Origin of the sequence: Pseudonocardia sediminis (assembly GCF_004217185.1) — a bacterium.
In the GTDB taxonomy this organism is placed as follows: Bacteria; Actinomycetota; Actinomycetes; order Mycobacteriales; family Pseudonocardiaceae; genus Pseudonocardia; species Pseudonocardia sediminis.
Genome location: NZ_SHKL01000001.1, coordinates 4087251 through 4106624, shown reverse-complemented (window position 1 = coordinate 4106624; position 19374 = coordinate 4087251). Strand labels below are relative to the sequence as shown.

Sequence of the window (19374 nt, the reverse complement as noted above, 5' to 3'; positions counted from 1 at the left end):
AGCGGTAACAACAAGAGGGGGTCGGTCATCGCAGGCAGGCGTTCGACGGCGGATCCCGATGGCGTGCACGACGTCCGGGCCGGTCTGAGCGAGCTCGTGGCGGCCGTCGACGGCTACCGCAACGCCCTGTCCGTCCGGTACCGGCTCGGCGTCGCCGACATGACCGCGATCGGGCTCCTGCTGGACGAGGAGCCCCTGCGTGCGGCCCGGATCGCCCGCCGCTGCGGGCTCACCGCGGGCAGCGGGACCGCCCTGCTCGACCGGCTCGAGGCGCGCGGCTACCTCTCCCGTACCCGCCCCGCGGACAACCGCCGGGTCATCGAGGTGACCCTCACCGAGGCCGGCCGGGCGCTGGGGCACGCGCTGCGCGACCCGGTCGTCCCGGGGCTGACCCGCATCGCCGAGCAGGGACCCGGCGCGGACCAGGTGGCCGGCGTCCTGCGTGCCGTCGCCGGGTGCCTGGAGCTGCTCACCCGGGAGACCGAGGCCGGCGCCGCCGACGGGGACCCGTCCGCCTAGGTGAGGAGCTGCGAGCGGGCGAGCTCGGCGTAGAGCGGGCTGCGCTCGAGCAGCTCGTCGTGGGTCCCGGTGGCCGCGACCCGGCCCTGGTCGAGCACGACGATCTGGTCGCAGTCCACGACCGTGGAGAGCCGGTGGGCGACGATCAGCAGCGTGCGGTCCTGCGCGCCCGCGACGTCGATCGCGTTCTTGAGGGCCTGCTCGTTGCGGGCGTCGAGGCTGGCCGTCGGCTCGTCGAGCAGCATCAGCGACGGGGCGGCGAGCAGCGTGCGGGCGATCGCCAGCCGCTGACGTTCCCCGCCGGAGAGCAGGACGCCGCCCTCGCCGACGGGGGTGTCGAGCCCGAGCGGGCTGCGCTCGACCAGGCCGGTCAGGTTGACCGCGTCCAGGACGGCGAGCTGCTCGTCCCCGGTCGCCTCCGGTGCGGCGAGCACGAGGTTCTCCCGCAGCGTGCCGGCCAGCGCCGGCGAGTCCTGCTCGACGTAGCCGAGACGGGCGCGCAGCTCCCGGCGCGGCCGGGCCCGCACGTCGACCCCGTCGACCAGCACGGCGCCGGAGGTGACGTCGTAGAACCGTTCGACCAGCCCGAACACGGTCGACTTGCCGGCACCCGAGGGCCCGACCAGGGCGGTCCGGGACCCGCGGGGGACGGTGAACCCGACCCCGTGCAGCACCGTCGTGCCGTCGGCGTAGCGGAAGTCGACGTCGCGCAGCTCCAGCGCGGGAGCGCCGGGCCCCGGCGCGGCGACGGTGACGGCGTCGTCGTCGGACTCCCCGCGCAGCGCGACGATCTCCTCGATCCGGGCGAGCGCGCCCAGGCCGGTCTGCAGCTGCGTCCACGACTGCGCGAGACGGGCGAGCGGGAGCACGAGCAGGAACAGGTAGAGCACGAACGACACCAGCTCGCCGACCGTCAGCCGTCCGGCCGCGACCCGGGCACCGCCGATCCCGAGCACCGCGATGAACGAGCCCTGGGTGGCGACGGTCAGCGCGGGGGAGACCAGCGCCGCGAGGCGCGCACTGCGCACCCCCACCGAGTAGGCGGCGCCGGCGGCGGTGGACACCCCGGCGATCTCGCGGTCGGTGGCGCCGCTCGCGCGGATGGTCCGGACCGCGGACAGCGCGCGCTCCACGGCGGCCGTCATCTCGCCGACCCGAACCTGGGTGAGCTGCGACAGCGCCCGGACCCGGCGCGACACCACCCCGATCACCACGGCCCCGGCCGCGACGGCGAGCAGCGTGACCCCGAGCAGCACCAGGTCGACCAGGGCCATCGCGACGGCGGCACCCACCACGACCAGCACCGAGCTGGCGATCTCGAACAGCCCCGACGTGACGACGGCGCGCAGCAGGGTCGTGTCGGCGCCGATGCGGGACATGAGGTCACCGGTCCGGCGCGCGTCGTACTCGGCGACGGGCAGGCCCAGCAACCGCTGCGCCAGGGTCCGGCGGGTGGAGAGCACCACACCCTCGGCGGTGCGCTGAAGCAGGAACGACTGCCCCGCGCCGACGAGGGCACCACCCACCAGGATCGCGACGAGCGTCGCTGCGACCGGCAGCACCGGGGCCGACGTCTGCACGGCGGAGATCACCCGCCCCACCAGCAGCGGCTGGGCCAACGAGGTCGCGGCGGTGACCGCCGAGAGCACCGCGACCAGGACGAGGGCGCCCCGGTGCTCGCGCAGGTAGGGCCAGAGCCTGCGGAGGCCGACGTCGGTGGACGGTGGGACTCGGCGTCGGAACACGCCCCGACAGTAGGCGCGTCCGCTCCGCACGGGGTGGGACGAGGGCGGGGCCACCCGGCGCGGGCCCGGTGGGTGCCGCGCCGGTCCGGTCAGCGGCGGCGTTCGGCCTCGCGGGCGGCGACGCCGTCGTCGGAGCAGAAGCCCCGCCCGGAGCGCTTGCGGCACAGAAGCCCGGTCAGGCGGCCGCCGTCGACGACGGCCATGCGGCGGCGGCCGCGCTCGGCCATCTCCCGCGTGACGCCGGCCAGGTCGTCGCCCTCACCGACCACCCGGCCGGTCAACCGGCCGAGCGGCCACGCCGGGTCCCCGTCGGGAGCCCCGGGCAGGTCGTCGCGCTCGACCACGGCGACGAGCAGCCCGTCCTCGACGATCAGCAGCGCGTGCACGTGGTCGTCGAGGAGGTAGGAGCGTGCCTGCCCGACGGTGGTGCCCGTCCCGCAGATCTTCGGGAAACGGATCATGGCATCGGCCACCACCGGTCCGGCCGGGGACGTCCCCGGCCGGACCGGTACGGCGATCTCATGTGACACGGGCTAGACGACCTCGACCTCGACCCGGGTGTCGGAGAACGTCGGCGCGTTCCCCAGGTCGGCGAACGCGAACGGGTTGACGGCGGCAACCGTGCTGTTGTCCTTCGAATTCTTCGGCCAGGTTCCCATGGGACAGACCACGACGCCCGGTGCGACCGCGTCACTGATCTTCGCCAGCGCGACGAACCGGCCGCGGTCGTTGTGCACCGAGACGTACTGCCCGTCGCTGATGCCGCGCGACTCGGCGTCCTGCGGGTGGATCGTCACGGCCTGCTCGCCCTGGACCCGCTTCTGCATCGCCTGGTCACCGGCGCTCGAGTTGATGAAGGCGTGCGACTTGGGGGAGAGCAGGTTGAGCGGGTAGACCTCGGCGGTCTCGCGCGGGCCGATGTAGTACGGCAGCGGGTCGACGGTGCCACCGGGCTGGTGGTCGTCGGAGAGCTGGCGGAACAGGCTGACGACGAAGTTGCCCATCGCCTCCAGCGCCCCGGACCGGAACTCCGTCTTGCCCGTCGGCGTCGGGAAGTTGCCCTCGGCGTGCGGGGCGTACTCGTCCTTCGACGGCAGGTTCAGCCGCGCCCAGCCGGTCTCGCGCAGCGACTCCAGCGTGATGCCCTCCATCGCCGGGTCCGACCAGTCGTAGGAGTCGCGCAGCAGCTCCTCGTCCGTGCGGAGCAGCGCCGCGTCGTCGAAGCCCATGGCCTTCGACAGCCGCCGGAACAGCTCGGTGTTGGAGACCGCCTCACCCTCCGGCTCGACGGCCGGATTGTTCAGCGTGACGTAGAAGTGACCCCAGCTGAACATGATGTCGTGCTGCTCGAGCGCCGTGGTGGCCGGCAGCACGATGTCGGCGTACTTGGCGGTATCGGTGAGGAAGTGGTCGCTGACCACGGTGAACAGGTCCTCGCGCTCCAGCCCGCGGCGGAGCTTGTCCTGCTCGGGAGAGACGACCATCGGGTTCGAGTTGTAGACCATGAGCGCGGTGATCGGCGGGTCGAGCTCCATCTCGCCGGTCAGGGCCTGGCCGAGCAGGAACTGGTTGACCACGCGGGTGCCGGGGGTGCGCAGCTCCGGGAGCATGAACGCCGGCCAGTTCACCGGGTGCGCCCACAGCGGCAGCTGCAGCAGCCCGCCGCCGACGTGGCGCCACGCACCGACCAGCGCGGGCAGGCACGCGATCGAGCGGACGGTCTGGCCGCCGCCGGCGTGCCGCTCCACCGCGACGCCGATCCGGATCATCGCCGGGTCGGACGTCGCGTACTCGCGGGCCAGCGTGCGGATGTCCTCGACCGGGATGCCGGTCTCCTGCGAGGCCCACTCCGGGGTGTACTGCGCGACCCGCTCGACGAGCTCGTCGTAGCCGTGGGTGTAGTTGGCGACGTAGTCGGCGTCGGTCAGGCCCTCGGTGATGATCACGTTCATCATCGCCAGGGCGAGGGCGCCGTCGGTGCCGGGGCGGATCGGGATGTGCCAGTCCGAGCGCTGCGCGGTCTTGTGCCGCATCGGGTCGATGCAGACGACCTTCGCGCCGTTGCGCTGCGCCTCGGCGATGATCGGCCACAGGTGCAGGTTCGTCGAGATCGTGTTCGTCGCCCACAGGATGATGTACTTCGAGTGGACGAGGCTCTCCGGGTCGACGCCGGCCGTGGCGCCGATCGTCGAGGCGTAGGCGGTGCACGCGCCGGAGTCGCAGTAGGTGCGCTCGGTGACCGTGGCGCCCAGCCGGTGGAAGAAGCCGTCACCGACGGACAGCCCGTTCAGGACGCCCTGGTTGCCCAGGTAGCTGACCGGCATCACCGTCGTCGGGCCGTGCTCGGCGATCCTGGCCTTGAACTGCCCGGCGATCGTCTCGAGCGCCTCGTCCCAGGTGATCTCCTCGAACCGGCCGCTGCCCTTCGGGCCGCTGCGGCGCAGCGGGTGGAGCAGCCGGTCGGGGGCGTAGGTCTTGTCCGGGTAGTTGTTGACCTTGACGCACAGACCGCCGCGGGTCACCGGGTGGTCCGGGTCGCCGGTCACGTTCGTCGCCTTGCCGTCCTCGACGGTCACGAGCATGGCGCACGTGTCCGGACAGTCGTGGGGGCAGGCGGCCCGGACCGTGGTGGTGGTCGGGGTCAGGGTCAGTTCTTCGAGTGTCGTCACGTCAGCTCCTGGTGTTCGGGACCAGCGGGCCGGTGGCGTGCTCGGGTCCCGGCTCACCACCGGTGCCGTGGACCACATCCTCGCCACGTCGCGACGCGGACGTCTTGGCCGTGCGCGCCAGGGACTTGTCGGGACGCGCCAGGGCCGGGCGGCGATCGCGGGGGCTCCCGTGCCACGACGGACGGAGCCCGGCCCCCGTCCGTGGCGGACGGGGGCCGGGCGGACGCCGACTAGGCGATCGAGCGCACGTTCGACATGTCGCCGGCCGGCTCGGTCTCGGGCACCGTGATGATGGCGCGGAGCAGCAGGCCACCCTGCAGCTTCACCAGCCGGGACGCCAGCGTGGACCAGTACCGGTAGCCGGCACGGGGATCCACGATCGTGCGCGGTGTGACCGCCAGCGCGGCGTGGACGACGTTGCGCACGAGGTCGTGCGGGCTGGGCTGGTGCAGTAGCGCCGGTCCGGCGCTCCCTCGCGGGCCCTGGACGCCGGGCAGGCCCGCCGGTCCGGGACGACCGGCCGCGCCCTGCTCGCCCTGGGGTCCCTGCGGGCCGTCGATGCCGGCTGCGCCCTCCTCGCCCAGGATGCCCTGGATTCCCTGGGTGCCGCGGGTGCCCTGCTCACCGGGCTCGCCGATCACGCCGCGCGGGCCCGGCCCGCCGGGCAGGCCGGTCGCCCCGGTCTCGCCCTGGTCGCCGGTCTCGCCCCGCACGCCGTGCGCGCCGACGAGTCCGCGCTCGCCCTGCAGGCCCTGCTCGCCGATCGGGCCGTGGATCCCGCGCTCACCCGCGAGCCCCTGCGGGCCCGCCTCGCCGAGCGGGCCGACGGGCCCGGTGCTGCCCTGGTCGCCCTGCTCGCCGGGTCGTCCGGTCGAGCCCGGGATGCCCTTGTCGCCCTGCTCGCCGGTCAGGCCCTCGGTGCCCTGCCGGCCGACGGGGCCCCGGTCGCCCGTTGCGCCGTCGGCGCCCCGGTCACCGGGCTCACCGACCGCGCCGGTGGCCCCCGTGTCGCCTCGGTCGCCCGCCTCGCCGGCGATACCGACAGGGCCCTTCGAGCCCTTGTCCCCGGGCTCGCCGGCGGGTCCGTCGGGACCTCGGGCGCCCTTGTCCCCCGGCTCACCCGCCGGTCCGGCCGGGCCGGCCGGGCCCTTGGAGCCCGTGTCGCCCCGCTCGCCGAGCGTGCCGTCCGGCCCTCGGACGCCCGTGGCGCCCGTGGCGCCCGTCTCTCCGGCGGGGCCGGAGGTCCCTTCGGTGGCTCGTTCCCGCGAGGGCTCCACCTCGCCACGTCGGTCACGGCCGGCGGACGCGCCGTTCCCGGTGCCCTGCTCGTTCGGGTGCTCGCTCTGGACGGCGACGGTCACCGCGACGGCGTCGATCCCGCCGTCGTCCGTGGTCGCGGTCGCGACCTCGGCGGTGTCACCGTCGGCGGTCGACGTGCGGGCGGCCTTCTTGCCGGATCCTGTGCGGTTGGGCTTAGCCATTCAGGGGAGCACCTCTCCATTCGATCTCGACATCGGTCGGTCGACCGATTCGGATAATGTGTGAATACCCCGCGCTGCCGGGCACAAACCGGCCGGAGCATGATTTCGAACGGTTCCACAGGGGATGATCGTCCGTTTGAATGCGTTACCCTGTTCGCCGATAAGATCTCTCTGCTCCATTCGCTGGATCCCATTCGCGAATGCCGCATCCCGGTTCCGGGACGGCTGTCGACACGGTCACGGGAGCGGAACACGGGCGGGATGGCGGCGGGAGTCGTGGAGATCGGTCTCGACCGGAATCCCGTTGCGCTGCCGCAATTCCATCCCCGTCCTGGTCGTTGCCGCCGCTCGTCCCCGGGGCTCGGCCGTGGGCGGTCCCGGGCGTCGGACGAACGGATGTGCACGAGGATCGAGACGTACGGGAGGGGCGGTCCGAAACAATTCGACAGTAGGTCGTATCGGGCCGTCCGAGGGGAGGACCCGGTGGGTGATCGGCTGCCGACGAAATGGGGAGGTGTCGGATTCGGTGCCGGTGGGGGCCGATGGTCACGGCCGTTTCCGTCGTCACCGTCGACTCAGGTGTCACGAGAATGCGGCGGACGGGCACCGGCGTCGCCGGGGGAGGGCTGCGGCCCTCGGAGCCTCGACCTGCCTGTTTGTCCACCGTGCGTCCGGGTAGGCCCCCGGAGGTCTGTCGTCCGGGCGGATGGCCCGGACGTGCAGGTGTGAAGGTGGTTCTCGATGGTGTCAGCGGCGAGCGGAAGCGACGACGCGGACCGGCCCGACGAGGTCGACCGTCGAGGGCCCGCCACGCGTCCCGATCCGGGGCCGGAGTGGTCACCGGGGCCGGGACACGTGGTGGGGGACCGCTACGAGCTGGGTCCCGTCGTGGGCCGGGGCGGCTCCTCGACGGTCTTCGAGGCCTACGACCGCGACGGCGACCGTTCGGTGGCGGTGAAGATGTTCGCGGCGGGCGTCGACGGTTCCGGTGTGTACCGTCAGGACCAGGAGATCGCCACACTGGCCCGGTTGAGTCACCCGGGCCTCGTGGCGTTGTTCGACGCCGGACGGGACCGGGGGCGGTCGTACCTGGTGATCGCGCTGGTCCGGGGCCCGTCGCTGGACGAGCAGATGCGCGGGGGTGCGTTGCCGGCCGGCCGGGTCGTGATGCTGGGGGCGCAGCTGGGCGAGGCGCTGAGCTACGTCCACGGCCGGGGTGTCACCCACCGCGACCTCAAACCCGCCAACGTGCTGCTCGACGGGGACCGGCCGCTCCTGGCCGACTTCGGGATCGCGCTGCTGGTCGACGAGACCCGGGTGACCGCGGTCGACGCGCTGATCGGGACCGCCGCGTACATGGCCCCGGAGCAGCTGCGCGGCGACCCCATCGGTCCTCCCGCGGACGTCTACGCCCTCGGGCTGGTCCTCATCGAGGCGGTCAGCGGGCAGCGGGCGTTCCCGGGTACCAGCGCGGAGGCGGTCGTCGGCCGTCTGCACCACGGCCCGGCGATCCCTCCGGGCCTGCCGGCCGGGCTGGCCTCGCTGCTGTCGGCCATGACCGACGACCGTCCCGCCCGGCGACCCGCCGCCGCCGGGGTCGCCACGGCACTCGAGGCCCTCGGCGGCGGGACCGACGGGCCCGACACGGCGCCCGGGGTCGTCGCCCCGGACGTGACGGCACCGTCAGTGATGACGGCCCACGCGCGGAGGCGGTCGCGGCTCATCGCGGCCGGGGTCGCGGGGACCGCCCTCGTGGGAGGGCTCGTCGGGGCACTGATGATCGGCGGTGTCGCCACGCCCGCCGGCGGGGTCGCCGGCCCGCCGCTCGCCGCGGCCGCCGTGCCGCCGCCCGCGATGATCCGCGCACCGGCGGTGGCCGTGGCGCCGACCGTCCCGGCACCGCGCACGGCGGAGGCGGACTCCGCCCCCTCCGGGGCCGGTGTCACGAGTCCGTCCGGCCGGTCGACGTCGGTCTCCACACCCACCGGCGCCGCGACCGGCGCGCCGCCGATGCGGGCACCGGACCCGTCGGCGCCGCGGACCGCGCCTCCGGCCCGCACCGCCGGGGCGGCGGCGCCGGAGCAGGACTCCGGCGGGAACGGGCGGGCGGACGACCGCGGCGAGAGGGGGCGACGCTCCGCGGGAGGGGACCCCGGAGCGTCCGGCCCCCGCGACGGGGACGACGCCCGTGGCGACGCCGGCCGCGGTTCCGCTGGTCAGGATGGGGGCGACCGTGGCCGGGACGGCGAGGACACCCGCGACCGGAACGGCGGTGACGAGGGCGACCGCGGCGACGACGGCAACGACGGTCGTGGCGACAAGGCCGGTGGCGACGGGGCCGGTGGCGACAGGGGCAGCGGTGAGAGCGGCCGGGGTGGGAGCGACGGCGATACCGGCGGGAGCGGCGGCGACGGTGACTCCGGCGGGAGCGGTGGCGGGCGCGGTCGCTGACCGGGCACCCGGCCCGGAGCCCGCGGGTTCGCCGACCTCGACCACCCCCGCTAGAGTTTCCGGCGTTGCTCCAGACCCCCGGTGACGACCGCATGTCGTCTCACGGGGAACGGGTTGTTGGCGATGTCTGACGTCCATGGGCTGCCCGACCAGGTCGGGAACCGCCGTCCGCGAGACGTCCGGGAGGCCCGGACGATCGCGGCGTTCGTCGCGCTGGCCGATTCGCTGGCCGAGAGGTTCGACGTCGTCGACCAGCTCGACCGTCTCGCCGGACACTGTGCCGAGCTGCTCGACGTCGACGCGGTCGGGGTCGTGCTGCTCGACGGCCACGACCATCTGCGGGTCGCGGCGTCGACCGACGAGCAGACCGACTGGATGGGGCTGTTCCAGGTCGAGGTCGGGGAGGGCCCGGCCGTGGACTGCGTCCGGTCCGGTACGGCGGTCGGTGTCCCCGACCCCGCCGCCGGTGCGGCCCGCTGGCCGGGGTTCGTCGAGGCGCTGTCGCGGGGCGGGGTCCTCGGTGCGGTACACGCACTGCCGCTGCGCCTGCGCGGCGAGACGATCGGGGCGGTGAGCCTGTTCCGTCGCCGTCCGGGCGGCCTGTCGGAGGCCGACCTGGGCCTGGGGCAGGCGCTGGCGGACGTGGCGACCATCGGTGTCCTCGCCGAGCGGACCGCGCACCGCGGTCAGGTGCTGGCCGAGCAGCTCAAGACGGCGCTGAACAGCCGCGTCGCGATCGAACAGGCCAAGGGCGTGCTGGCCCAGCGCGGTGGCCTGACCCTCGACGCGGCCTTCGACCGCCTGCGCCGCTACGCGCGCAGCCACGACCGGCGCCTCGCCGAGATCGCCACCGAGGTCGTCGGGACGGATCTGGTCGCCGACGACGTCCTGGGGCCGGTGACGGTCGCCGACCGCGAACGGTGACGGTCCGCCGGGAAGGGGTGCACCGGCCGCGGGACGTGACGTCCCGGTGGACGGGTCAGGCGGGGTCCGAGGTGGTGGTCCGCGGTGCGGCCAGCACCTGGGCGAGCACCGCCTCGGCGGTGGGGACGAGCCGGACCAGGCGGTCCGAGGCGAGCCGGCCGAGCTGCCGGCGACCGGTGCCCGTCGCGTTCGCCGACGGGCGGACGAGGTAGAGCTGCGTGCCGCGGCTGGTGGCCGCGCGGTGCAGGCCGAGCAGGGCCCGAACGCCGCCGCGGGTCAGGACGGTGATCTCGGTGAGGTCGACCACCACGTGGACCGACCGGCCGAACAGGACCCCGAGCCGCCTGCCGAGCTGCTTGGCCGTGGACTCCTCGAGGATCCCGCCGACGTGGGCGACGGTGAGCTGCAGGATCGGTGACCGGAGCCGGATCGTCAGGGGGCCGCAGGGAGGGGGGACCGGGGCGTCGCGCGCGGCCTCGGGGAGGGTCCAGCGTTGCCCGTCGGCCTCGTCCCGGTCCGGCGGCGTGTCGGCCGGGAGGTCCGGTCGGGGTTCGACGGCCGGGGACGGGCTCCGGCCCCGTTCGACCGTCTGCGGGCCGGCCACCACGCCGCCGCACAGACACCTCTGGTCGTCGATCGTGACGTCACCGCATCGTTCGCACACGTACACCGGCACAGCGCTGCTCCAGACCCGACACCGGTCCCGGTGGCCGGCCGTGCCCGCCGTCCCGCGGCCGCGGCGCGACGGCGACGTCACCGCGTCGGCGCTGCGTGCTCCGCATCGGGAGGAGAGGTGGTCGGCGTTCCGGGTCCGGCTCGCTCGATTACACGGCCACCGGGTTCCGGAGCGACTCGACACGTGAGACCGTCTCACAGGGTCGCGGCTCCCGTCGCATCCGGACGGGCGTGCCCGGGGGCGGGGGTCCGGTCAGCCGGGTCCGGAGTCCCCGGTGGCGCGGTCCCACCTGCGCCTGACCACGACGAGGGCGACGTCGGGCAGGGGCATGCGTGCCCTCTCCGCGCTGCGCCGCAGGCCGGCGTAGGCGGCCGTGCAGTCGACCTGCAGCTGCTGCGACAGGGTCAGCGCCGCGGCCTGGACCACCTCCGGCTCACGCAGGAGGTCCAGCTCGATCGGAGCGAGATGCTCGTCGGGGGTGTTCACATCCGTCTCCCGGGGGACGGACCGCTTCGCCCGGGGGGACCGGGCCCGTCGCGTCCCCGCGCCGGGTGACGCTCACGAGCGCCGCGACCGCGCCGACGGCGGTGATCGACAGAGCCATCAGGGCGGCCGCCAGCGGTCCGTGCGGCGCGACCGCGATACTCACCACGGCCAGGACGACGACCGGGGCCGTCACCGCCGCGAGACCGAGGCCGCGCCGCACGCTCGACCCCGGCCTCGCGCCCGGTCCCGGCCTGCGGCCCCCGGGCGGGCGTGCACCCGTGTCCCCGGCGGGACCGTCATGGACGGACATCGGCCGCCGTCGCCGGGCCGGTGCCCGCCCGCCCGCGGGAGGCGTTGCGGTGCAGCAGCATCCCGAGCGCGACCATGACCACGCCCAGGACGAGGTGCAGGTAGTTGTCGGCGGTGTTCAGGGGCACGAAGTTCGCCGCGCTGTCGAAGTCGACGACCAGCCCGTACACCCAGAGCACCAGGTAGACGATCCCCCCGCCGAGCAGGAACCCGCGGGCCGCCGCGGGAGTGCGGGACAGGGCGAGCCCGGCGACCCCGAACAGCAGGTGTACGACGTTGTGCAGGACCGAGACGTCGAAGACGCCCAGGAGCGCGGCACCGGACATGTGCCCGGCGAAGGTGAGCTGGTCGTAGCCGGTCGTCACCCCGGGGACGAAACCGAGGACGCCGACGAGGACGAAGACGATCCCGAGACCGGCGGCGGCGAGCTGGATCGGGGTCCGGGACCCGGGTCGGGTGGTGGACGGCGGAGCCATGGAGGACCTCCAGTGGGTGGGGCGGGGCGGGGTGGCTATCCGGTCGGGCTCTGCGGCGTCGGGTCGGGCCGGGTGCCTGCCCGGCGGGCCCTGTGCCGGTCGTACAGGAATACGGCTTCGCGTTCTCCGGTCGTCATTCCGCCCCAGACGCCGTAGGGCTCCTGAACGGCCATCGCGTGCGCGAGGCATTCCTCGATCACGGGACAGACCGCGCATATCCGCTTGGCCGCGTCGTCACGGGCGACGGCATCCGGGCCCCGCTCCAGGGCGGGGTGGAAGAACAGTTCGTCGCCGGCGCCGCGGCAGGCGGCGCGCATCTGCCAGTCCCAGGTCGAGGTGACCGGGACGGGGAGTCGGCGTACGTCGGCCACCGGTCATCGCCACCCGTCGGTGCCGTCGTGCCCACTGTCGCGCGCACGCGGTCGGGCGGTGTTCGTGCTGCTCATCGGGTTTCCCTCTGTTCGGTGGACCGGCGACGGGCGCGACCACCGTGTCGTCGACGACGACCCGGGGCACGCAACAGGAAGGTCGCGGTCGGTGTCCGGGAGGTCCTCGTCGCCGGCGCACTCCGTCGTGTGCAGGTACCGCCGGGGACCGAAGCGGGAGACCGTGAGAACGGGCGAGTGCCGTTCCCGTGAATGTCGAGGCGATTCGGGCCGTGCGGCACGAATACGATTCGAGTCCGCTCACCGTCGCATAGGCGTCGGGCGGCGGCAATACGACGCTATGCGGCCCGGATACCGGCCAGTGCGTGGGAGAGGCTGGGGTAGCGGGTGGGCGCGGAGGCGTCCCAGAGGCATCGGGCCAACCGGTCCATGACCGGCGACAGCCCGCTCACCGCGCAGGTGGTGCCCCCGGCGGCCCCACACGGCGCGCCGGCGAGGACGGTCAGCGCACGGGCTCCGCAGAATTGGACGTCCGACAGGTCCAGCACCAGATGCCGGGGCGCCGCGGCCAGGCCGCCGCGCAGCGCCACGCGTAACCCGTCCTGGCTCGACAGGTCGATGTCACCGGCCACGTGCACCACGACGATCACCCCGTCGTCGCCGGGAACGGCCGGCACCGCGCGCAGGACGCACCGCAGCCCGGAGGTCTCGCACACGGCGGCTTCCGGAGCAGGCAGTACCGGGCCCGCGGGCTCCGGGACGTGGATTCGTTGCAGCATCAGAGGGTGACTCCGCTCGGACCGAGATGGTGGGCGGGTCGCCGGGCTGTTCGAGCGACGCGGTGGGGAATGGCTGATCACGGCTCGGAAGCGCGTGACGCTCTGTGTCCAACGCTAGGTCGGCCGTCCCGGATCGGCAACACGAACACCGGCCACGGTCACGGAACGGCGGTCACCGCGCCGTCCGGGTCCAGGGCGGGCCTGCCCACCGTGCCGAGCCGGAGAGGCCCGGCGACGAGCACGTCCTCGGTCAGCCGGATCCGGTGCCCGGCCACGCCCGCGAGCAGGTCCACCAGCTCGGTGTAGGTCGGCCAGTCGCCGGGGCGGAACCCCGCGTCGTCGGGTCGGTCCCGGAAGACCGAGGCGTCGTCGACGAGGATCACCGAGTCCGCCGCGTGCGCCCACCCGGCGATCGCCGTCAGCTCGTCGCGCACCGGGCACTGGGGTTCGCAGCCCACCGGCATCCAGGGCGACCAGTGCGCGTCGAGCCAGAACAGGGCGGGCTCGTCGATCCGCTCGAGCATCCCGGCGAGGCACTCGGCCGACCCGCCCTGCACCAGCCGCACGCGCTCGGCGCACCCGGCCGCCCGCAGGGTCGCGGCGGCCAGGGCCAGACACCGGGGATCGGCCTCGCACGAGACGACGGTCGGGAACGCCCGGGCGAGGACGACGGTGCTCGCCCCGCGGAACGTTCCCGTCTCCACCGCGACCCGGATCCCGGTGCTCGCCCGAACGTGGTCGACGAGCCCGCCGGGCACCCCGAAGTGCACCTGTCCCATGTCGCGTCTCCTTCCCTGTGGTCCCGGTGTCGGGCCCACGGTCGGCCCAGCGTCGCCGCCGGGGTTGAAGGGCGGCTGAAGCACGGCGTCGGACGACGGTCCACCGGCCGGGCACAGTCCCGCTCCAGGACGCCGTGCCACGTTCTCGCCGACGACGACGTGAGGTGATCTGGTGTCGATACCTTCCCGGAGCAGGCGGTCCACCGTCTCGACTCCGCCCGGCCCGCCCGGCCCGACAACCGACCGCGGAGCATCCGGTGGTCCCCGACCCGATCTGGACGGGATCGAGACGGCGCTCGCCGAGCATCCCGACGTCGAGCGCGCCGCCGTCACCGCCGAGGTCCGCGACGGGTGGGTCCACGTCACGGCCCGCGTCGTGTCCACGGCACCGGACGGCCCTGGCGCGACGGTGTCACCGGTCTCCCGATGCCCGTGACGGACATGCACGAGTGGCGCGATACGACGGTCGCACGGATCCGGGCCCTCGAACCGCGCCGGCTCCTGGAGATCGGAGCCGGGACCGGGCTGTTGCTGCGCGACCTGGCGCCGCACTGCCGCGGCTACCACGCCACCGATCTGTCCGAGGTCGCCGTGCGGCGGCTACGGGAACAGACCGCCGCGGACCCGGTCCCGGCCTCCCACCGTGAGCCCCTCTCGTCTCAGGCGGCGGGGTCCTGCGCCTCCACCCGGACGCTGACGGTGGCCCCCGGTTCGAGCGCGACCACCGTCGCCCGCACCTCGTCGACGACGCGCACGGAGTTCACCCCGGGCCGTCCGATCACGCCGACCAGGATGGTCCCGCGCTCCCGGCGGACCCCGATGATCCGGTCCCGGCCGGCGCCGGTGGAGATGGTGCCGAACCGCCCGGCGTGCAGGCCGCTGACGAGCTCGCAGTCCTCCACGGCGGCGGCGATCGGCATCTCGAGACAGGTCATGAGCACTCCCGACGTCGGGGCCGGCGAGGGAGGTCGCCGCCTGCCCGTATCAACGACCGTTGGGCCCGAACGTCATGGCGGGCAGCGGAACCGGGCGACGGGCGGTCGCCGTGACGACCCTGGAGGCAGTGCCGGACCGAGGGGTCACGCGCCGGCGGGGTAGCTGCGCGCCAGGAGCGCGAGCCCGGCGTCGAGGCTGACCCGCGGTGTCCAGGCCAGTGCCTCGCGGGTGGCGCGCTGGTCGAACCAGTGCGCGGTGGAGAGCTGCTCGGCCAGGAAGCGCGTCATCGGGGGCTCGCCCAGCGAGGGCACCGACGCCCAGAGCGCCTCGGCGACCGCTCCGCCGGCCCGGGCCACCCCCACCGGGACGGCCCGGCGGGGTGGGGGCGCACCGGCGGCGATGCAGATCGCGCGCAGCAGCTCGGCGACCGGGCGTGGCTCGCCGTTGGTCACCACCAGCGCCCTCCCGTCGAGCGCCTGGCAGTGGTCCAGGGCCGCGACGAGCGCGTCGGCGGCGTTGTCGAGGTAGGTGGTGTCGATCAGCGCCGCCCCGGACCCGACCCCGAACAGCCGGCCCGCCCGCGCACGGGCGACGATCCGGCCGACGAGCTGGGTGTCGCCCGGCCCCCAGACCAGGTGCGGGCGCACCGCGACCACCGCTGGCCGGCTCCGCGGGTCGTCGGCTCCACCGAGCGCGACCAGCTCGGCCGCGGCCTTGCTGCGGGCGTAGTGCCCGCGCGCCCGGACGGGGTCGGCCGCCCCGGCTCCGGCGCCGACCAGCGCGGACCCGGCGTGTGCGACCGAGGGCGACGACACGTGGACGAGCCGCGGCACCCCGGCCGCGCGGCAGGCCTCGACGACGTTCCGGGTCCCGGTGACGTTGACCCGTTCGAACTCCGGCCGGCGGCCGGTGATGCCGACCTTGGCCGCGAGGTGGACGACGGCGTCGTGCCCCGACACCGCCGCGGCGACGGCGCCCGCGTCGCCGATGTCGGCGAGCACCTCGGCGTGCGGTGTCCCGGACGGCCGGCGCTGCAGGACCGTCACGGCGTCGCCGCGGGCCGCCAGCGTGCCGGCCACGGCCGCGCCGAGCATCCCGCTCGCCCCGGTGACCAGGACCTTCACGGCCGCCGTCCGGCCGACCCGCCGGCCAGGACGAGCTCGGCCCAGCGGGCGACCCGCGTCCGGTCGATCTTGGCGGCGTGCCGGACGTCGAGCGGTAGCCGGTCGGTGGTCAGCACGGCCGACACCCGGTGGTCCGCGGCCTGGCGGACCGACGTGGCGAGCGACGCCGGCGCCAGGCCGGAACGCTCGGGCGGGCTGTCGGGGGACAGGACGACGACGACCAGCTGGGCCCCGGCCGGGCCGACACCGACGGCCGTCGCGAGCCCACCGGTGACCACCTGGACCCGCTGCTCGATCCCGACCGGGCTCACCGGTCCCTCCGGCGTCGAGATGACGTGGCCGAGCCGGCCCTCGATCCACACCCGGCCGAGGGCGTCGAGGTGCGCGACGTCGCCGCTGCGGTGCCACCCCGGGTTCCGGGAGCTGTCCCGCTCGGTGGCCCAGAGACGGTCGTAGCGCTCCTTGACGTGCTCGGCGCGGATGCAGAGCTCGCCGGTGACCCCCGGGATCTCGGTGAGCGGCCCGGTCGCGTCACCGGCGTCGGTCAGCGGGCTCACCCGGACCTCGACGCCGGTGAGCGGGAGGCCCACGCACACGCCGTCGCCCGGGCCCGCGGCGTCGATGCCGGCGAGGGTGATGTCGGTGACGGGCAGCGCCTCGGTCATGCCGTAGGGGGTGTGCAGCTCGGCGTGCGGGACGACCGCGGACAGCTCGTGCAGCAGCGCCGCGGGCACCGGCGCCCCCGCGGACACGACGAGCCGGACCCGGTCGAGCGCGGCGCGGTGCCGGTCGGTGACCGCACCGCCCGCGGTGGTGACGACGGTCCGCAGTGCGGCGGGGGAGGCGAAGACGACGGTGGCCTCCACGGCCGCGGCGGCCTCGGCCAGCGCGGCGGCGGAGAGCTGTCCGGGGACCGGCGCGTCGGGCACGGCCGAGGCGATCCCCAGCGCGGGGCCGTAGAGGGCGAACGGCGGGAACGCGGCGACGAGCCGGTCGTCGCCGGTGATGCCGAACGCCTCGCGCAGCGCCGCGACCTGGGCTCCCGCCTGGCGGTGCCGGTAGACGACGCCCTTCGCCGGGCCGGTGGAGCCGGAGGTGAACAGGACCGCGCACTCCGCGTCGGGGGACGGCTCCGCGGGCGGGTCCTGCCCGCGGCCGGCCCGGGCGAGCCCGGCGAGGTCGTGGGTGACGCCGAGGAGCCGGCGGGTCACCGGGGACAGCGCGCCGGCGGCGATCCGGCGCCCGGGGATCCCCAGGCCGCGCGCGAGCGCGAGCCCGCGTGCCGCGCCGATGACGTGGTCGGGGCCCGCGCCGCGCAGCGCCCGGGCCAGGCCGAGCGGGCCGAGGCCGGGGTCGGCGACCACGATCACGGCGCCGGCCCGCCAGCACGCGTAGACCGCGGCGGTGAGGTCCGCCCCGGCCGGGACCAGCAGCGCGACCCGGTCGCCCGGGCGGACGCCCTCCGCGGCGAGCCCGGCCGCGATCTCCCGCACCCGCCGGGCCAGGAGCGCGAAGGAGACGGTCCGTTTCCGGCCCGCGAGCTCGACGACCGCGGGCGACGGGTCGCCGGCGCGCTCGTCGAGGGCCGCCCACAGTGGTGGGCGGGCGGGGAGCGGTGGCGCCGGGGCCTGCGCGTGCGCGCCGCCCGTGAAACCGGCGATCCACTCCCAGGCGTGCCGCGCGGTCTGCGGCGCGTCCTCGGTGACCAGGTGCGACGCGGTCTCGTAGCGGTGCACCTGCGCGTGCGGCACCCGGCCGAGCAGGTCGCGCAGGTAGCGGTCGGAGAACACCGGGTCACGGGGTCCCCACAGCGCCAGCACCGGGACGTCTCCGAGATCGGCCAGCCCCGCCTTGACGCCGTCGAGGGTCGGGGTGCTGCGGTGGCCGGGCTCGAGCGGGATGTCGGCGACGAAGTCGCCGACGGCGCGACGGCGGGCGGCGCTGCGGTAGGGCGCGGCGAGGGCGTCGCGCACGCCGTCGTCGAGCGGGGGCCGCGACAGCGCGCTCGTCGCGCGCACGAAGATCGGCGTCGTCGTGCACACGGCGCCGCGCAGCAGCGGTGTCCGCGCCAGGCGGATCAGCGTCGGGGCCGCGGAGTCGGCGGGCTGGTGCACGCCGGTGTTGGCCAGGACGACCGCGCGCAGCTGCGGCCGGTGGGCCAGTGCCCAGCCCAGCGAGATCGGCCCGCCCCAGTCGTGCCCGACCGAGACCACCGGCCCGCTCACACCGAGCGCGTCGGTCACCACACCGACGTCGTCGACGCGCTGGGCGAAGGTGCGCGGCTCCGCGGTGCGGTCGGAGTAGCCCATGCCGAGCTGGTCCACCGCGATCACCCGCCACCCGTCCGGGGCCTCGTCGAGGAAGCGGCGCCACAGGTAGGACCACGTCGGGTTCCCGTGCACGCAGACCATCGTCCCGACGCGGGGCTCGGCGCCGTTGTCGAGGACGTGCCAGGTGCGCGGGACGCCGTCGGCGTCGTCCGCGGTGACGAGCCGGGACCAGGCCGGGTCGAGCCCGGGGAGTGCGGGAGGGCGCGACGCGGCCACAGGCGCGGTCGTCCGGCTCACCAGATGACCTCGGCGAAGCACGCGTTGAGACCCGACCCCACGCCGACCAGCAGGACGCGGTCGCCCGAGCGGAGCACGTCGGCCTGCATGGCCAGGGTGTAGGGCACCGCGGCCGGGCCCATGTTGCCCCGGGTCGGGAACGTCAGCGGGACGCGGGCGATGTCGATGCCGAGCGCCTGGGCCATGGCCCGGGTGTGGACCTGCGACACCTGGTGCGCGCAGTACCAGTCGATGCCGTCCCATCCGAACGGCTCCTTCGCATCCGCCCACAGGGCGCCGCCGAGCGCGACGCCGGCCTCGAGCAGGCCCCGCGCGTCGGTGCGCATGCGGTCGAGGTCGCCGATGCACAGCTCGTGGTGCTCGGTGGCGGCGCGGATCGCCCCGCCGCGGAACCGGTGCCCGTCGGGGTGGGCGTCGGCGCGTCCGAGCACCATCGCGGCGGCGCCCGAGCCCAGGGTGAGGGTGGCGAACTGCGACAGCACGTCCTCACGGGTCGAGTCGGGCGAGGCCAGACGATCGAGCGTGACCTCCTGCGTGTGCCGCGCGCCCTCCCCGTCGACGATCAGCGCGTGGTCGATCCGACCGGCGTCGATCATCGAGGCGGCCAGCTGCATGGCGTTGAGGAACCCGAGGCAGGCGTTGCCCAGGTCGAAGTTGATGCACGAGGTCGGCAGCCCCAGAGCGGAGTGCACCGAGACCGCCGACGACGGTTCGAGGTGCGCGCGGGCCACCGAGGTGTCGATCAGCAGTCCGATGTCGCCCGGCTCGACGCCGGACTCGGCCAGGGCCTTCGCCCCGGCCATCGCCGCCGCGTCGGTGAAGGCGACGTCGGGGTCCCACCACCGCCGCTCGGTGATGCCGGCGAGGCCCTCCAGCAGGCCGGGGCGCAGCTCGAGCCGCTCGTAGGTGTCACTCAGCCGGTCGTCGATCTCGGCCGAGGTCACGACGGTCGGCGCGTCGATCCCGCAGACCGACACGATCACGGTGTTGTCGTGGTGGAAGAGGGCGGTCCCGGTCACGAGGCGGTCGCCTGCGCGCGGGCGCGGGAGGGACCGGGGGTCCGTGGA

The 19374-nt window shown here is 75.0% G+C and carries 17 protein-coding genes; 3 read left to right on the top strand and 14 right to left on the bottom strand.

From position 1 onward, the window contains the following. Window positions 1-63 precede the first annotated feature (63 nt). On the top strand, window positions 64-519 hold the full coding sequence (locus EV383_RS18985) for a MarR family winged helix-turn-helix transcriptional regulator (protein WP_130291154.1): 456 nt from the start codon (window positions 64-66) through the stop codon (window positions 517-519). Here the strand turns inward: EV383_RS18985 and EV383_RS18980 are convergent. The 4 genes from EV383_RS18980 to EV383_RS18965 all read right to left on the bottom strand — a co-directional run bounded on the left by EV383_RS18980 (window position 516) and on the right by EV383_RS18965 (window position 6414). Continuing rightward, entirely contained in the window at window positions 516-2264 is a 1749-nt protein-coding gene (locus tag EV383_RS18980) for an ABC transporter ATP-binding protein (protein WP_130291153.1), read from the bottom strand. The two genes, EV383_RS18985 and EV383_RS18980, sit on opposite strands and share 4 nt — an antisense overlap. 89 nt (window positions 2265-2353) lie before the next feature. Further along, on the bottom strand, window positions 2354-2725 hold the full coding sequence (locus EV383_RS18975; protein ID WP_130291152.1) for a CBS domain-containing protein: 372 nt from the start codon (window positions 2723-2725) through the stop codon (window positions 2354-2356). A 72-nt stretch (window positions 2726-2797) separates the two neighbouring features. Next, window positions 2798-4933, bottom strand: a complete 2136-nt coding sequence (locus tag EV383_RS18970; RefSeq protein WP_207223578.1) for a molybdopterin-containing oxidoreductase family protein — start codon at window positions 4931-4933, stop codon at window positions 2798-2800. A gap of 230 nt (window positions 4934-5163) precedes the next feature. Beyond that, on the bottom strand, window positions 5164-6414 hold the full coding sequence (locus tag EV383_RS18965) for a collagen-like domain-containing protein (RefSeq protein ID WP_130291150.1): 1251 nt from the start codon (window positions 6412-6414) through the stop codon (window positions 5164-5166). Window positions 6415-7272: 858 nt separating this feature from the next. Here EV383_RS18965 and EV383_RS18960 point away from each other — a divergent pair. Together EV383_RS18960 and EV383_RS18955 are read left to right on the top strand one after the other, a co-directional pair. Then, window positions 7273-8865 (top strand): serine/threonine protein kinase, encoded by a 1593-nt coding sequence (locus EV383_RS18960; RefSeq protein WP_165438398.1) that lies wholly within the window; start codon window positions 7273-7275, stop codon window positions 8863-8865. Between the two features lie 123 nt (window positions 8866-8988). After that, entirely contained in the window at window positions 8989-9789 is an 801-nt protein-coding gene (locus EV383_RS18955) for a GAF and ANTAR domain-containing protein (protein WP_130291148.1), read from the top strand. Between the two features lie 55 nt (window positions 9790-9844). Here the strand turns inward: EV383_RS18955 and EV383_RS18950 are convergent, their stop codons facing one another. The 10 genes from EV383_RS18950 to EV383_RS18905 all read right to left on the bottom strand — a co-directional run bounded on the left by EV383_RS18950 (window position 9845) and on the right by EV383_RS18905 (window position 19326). Next, window positions 9845-10396 (bottom strand): STAS domain-containing protein, encoded by a 552-nt coding sequence (locus EV383_RS18950; RefSeq protein ID WP_130291147.1) that lies wholly within the window; start codon window positions 10394-10396, stop codon window positions 9845-9847. Window positions 10397-10717: 321 nt separating this feature from the next. After that, entirely contained in the window at window positions 10718-10951 is a 234-nt protein-coding gene (locus EV383_RS18945) for a hypothetical protein (RefSeq protein ID WP_130291146.1), read from the bottom strand. 296 nt (window positions 10952-11247) lie between these two features. Next, window positions 11248-11736, bottom strand: coding sequence for a DUF4383 domain-containing protein (locus EV383_RS18940; protein ID WP_130291145.1), 489 nt, complete (start codon window positions 11734-11736; stop codon window positions 11248-11250). 35 nt (window positions 11737-11771) lie between these two features. Beyond that, a complete protein-coding gene (locus tag EV383_RS18935) occupies window positions 11772-12107 on the bottom strand; it encodes a WhiB family transcriptional regulator (RefSeq protein ID WP_130291144.1) in 336 nt (111 codons plus the stop codon). 353 nt (window positions 12108-12460) lie between these two features. Next, entirely contained in the window at window positions 12461-12901 is a 441-nt protein-coding gene (locus EV383_RS18930; protein ID WP_130291143.1) for an STAS domain-containing protein, read from the bottom strand. Between the two features lie 158 nt (window positions 12902-13059). Beyond that, window positions 13060-13680, bottom strand: coding sequence for a class I SAM-dependent methyltransferase (locus tag EV383_RS18925; RefSeq protein ID WP_130291142.1), 621 nt, complete (start codon window positions 13678-13680; stop codon window positions 13060-13062). A 659-nt stretch (window positions 13681-14339) separates the two neighbouring features. Next, a complete protein-coding gene (locus EV383_RS18920; protein ID WP_130291141.1) occupies window positions 14340-14615 on the bottom strand; it encodes a hypothetical protein in 276 nt (91 codons plus the stop codon). Between the two features lie 144 nt (window positions 14616-14759). Further along, window positions 14760-15740 (bottom strand): NAD-dependent epimerase/dehydratase family protein, encoded by a 981-nt coding sequence (locus tag EV383_RS18915; protein WP_130291140.1) that lies wholly within the window; start codon window positions 15738-15740, stop codon window positions 14760-14762. Further along, complete coding sequence (locus tag EV383_RS18910; RefSeq protein WP_207223577.1) at window positions 15737-18307, bottom strand: alpha/beta fold hydrolase; 2571 nt, start codon at window positions 18305-18307, stop codon at window positions 15737-15739. The genes EV383_RS18915 and EV383_RS18910 overlap by 4 nt, the downstream gene beginning before the upstream one ends. Further along, complete coding sequence (locus tag EV383_RS18905; RefSeq protein WP_130291139.1) at window positions 18304-19326, bottom strand: 3-oxoacyl-ACP synthase III; 1023 nt, start codon at window positions 19324-19326, stop codon at window positions 18304-18306. The genes EV383_RS18910 and EV383_RS18905 overlap by 4 nt, the downstream gene beginning before the upstream one ends. Window positions 19327-19374 lie beyond the last annotated feature (48 nt).

Bases quoted from the DNA above. Each gene is read 5' to 3' on its own strand.
- EV383_RS18955 (WP_130291148.1), top strand. From the start codon at position 8,989: ATGTCTGACGTCCATGGGCTGCCCGACCAGGTCGGGAACCGCCGTCCG.
- EV383_RS18940 (WP_130291145.1), bottom strand. From the start codon at position 11,736: ATGGCTCCGCCGTCCACCACCCGACCCGGGTCCCGGACCCCGATCCAG.
- EV383_RS18965 (WP_130291150.1), bottom strand. From the start codon at position 6,414: ATGGCTAAGCCCAACCGCACAGGATCCGGCAAGAAGGCCGCCCGCACG.
- EV383_RS18925 (WP_130291142.1), bottom strand. From the start codon at position 13,680: ATGGGACAGGTGCACTTCGGGGTGCCCGGCGGGCTCGTCGACCACGTT.
- EV383_RS18920 (WP_130291141.1), bottom strand. From the start codon at position 14,615: ATGACCTGTCTCGAGATGCCGATCGCCGCCGCCGTGGAGGACTGCGAG.
- EV383_RS18975 (WP_130291152.1), bottom strand. From the start codon at position 2,725: ATGATCCGTTTCCCGAAGATCTGCGGGACGGGCACCACCGTCGGGCAG.
- EV383_RS18930 (WP_130291143.1), bottom strand. From the start codon at position 12,901: ATGCTGCAACGAATCCACGTCCCGGAGCCCGCGGGCCCGGTACTGCCT.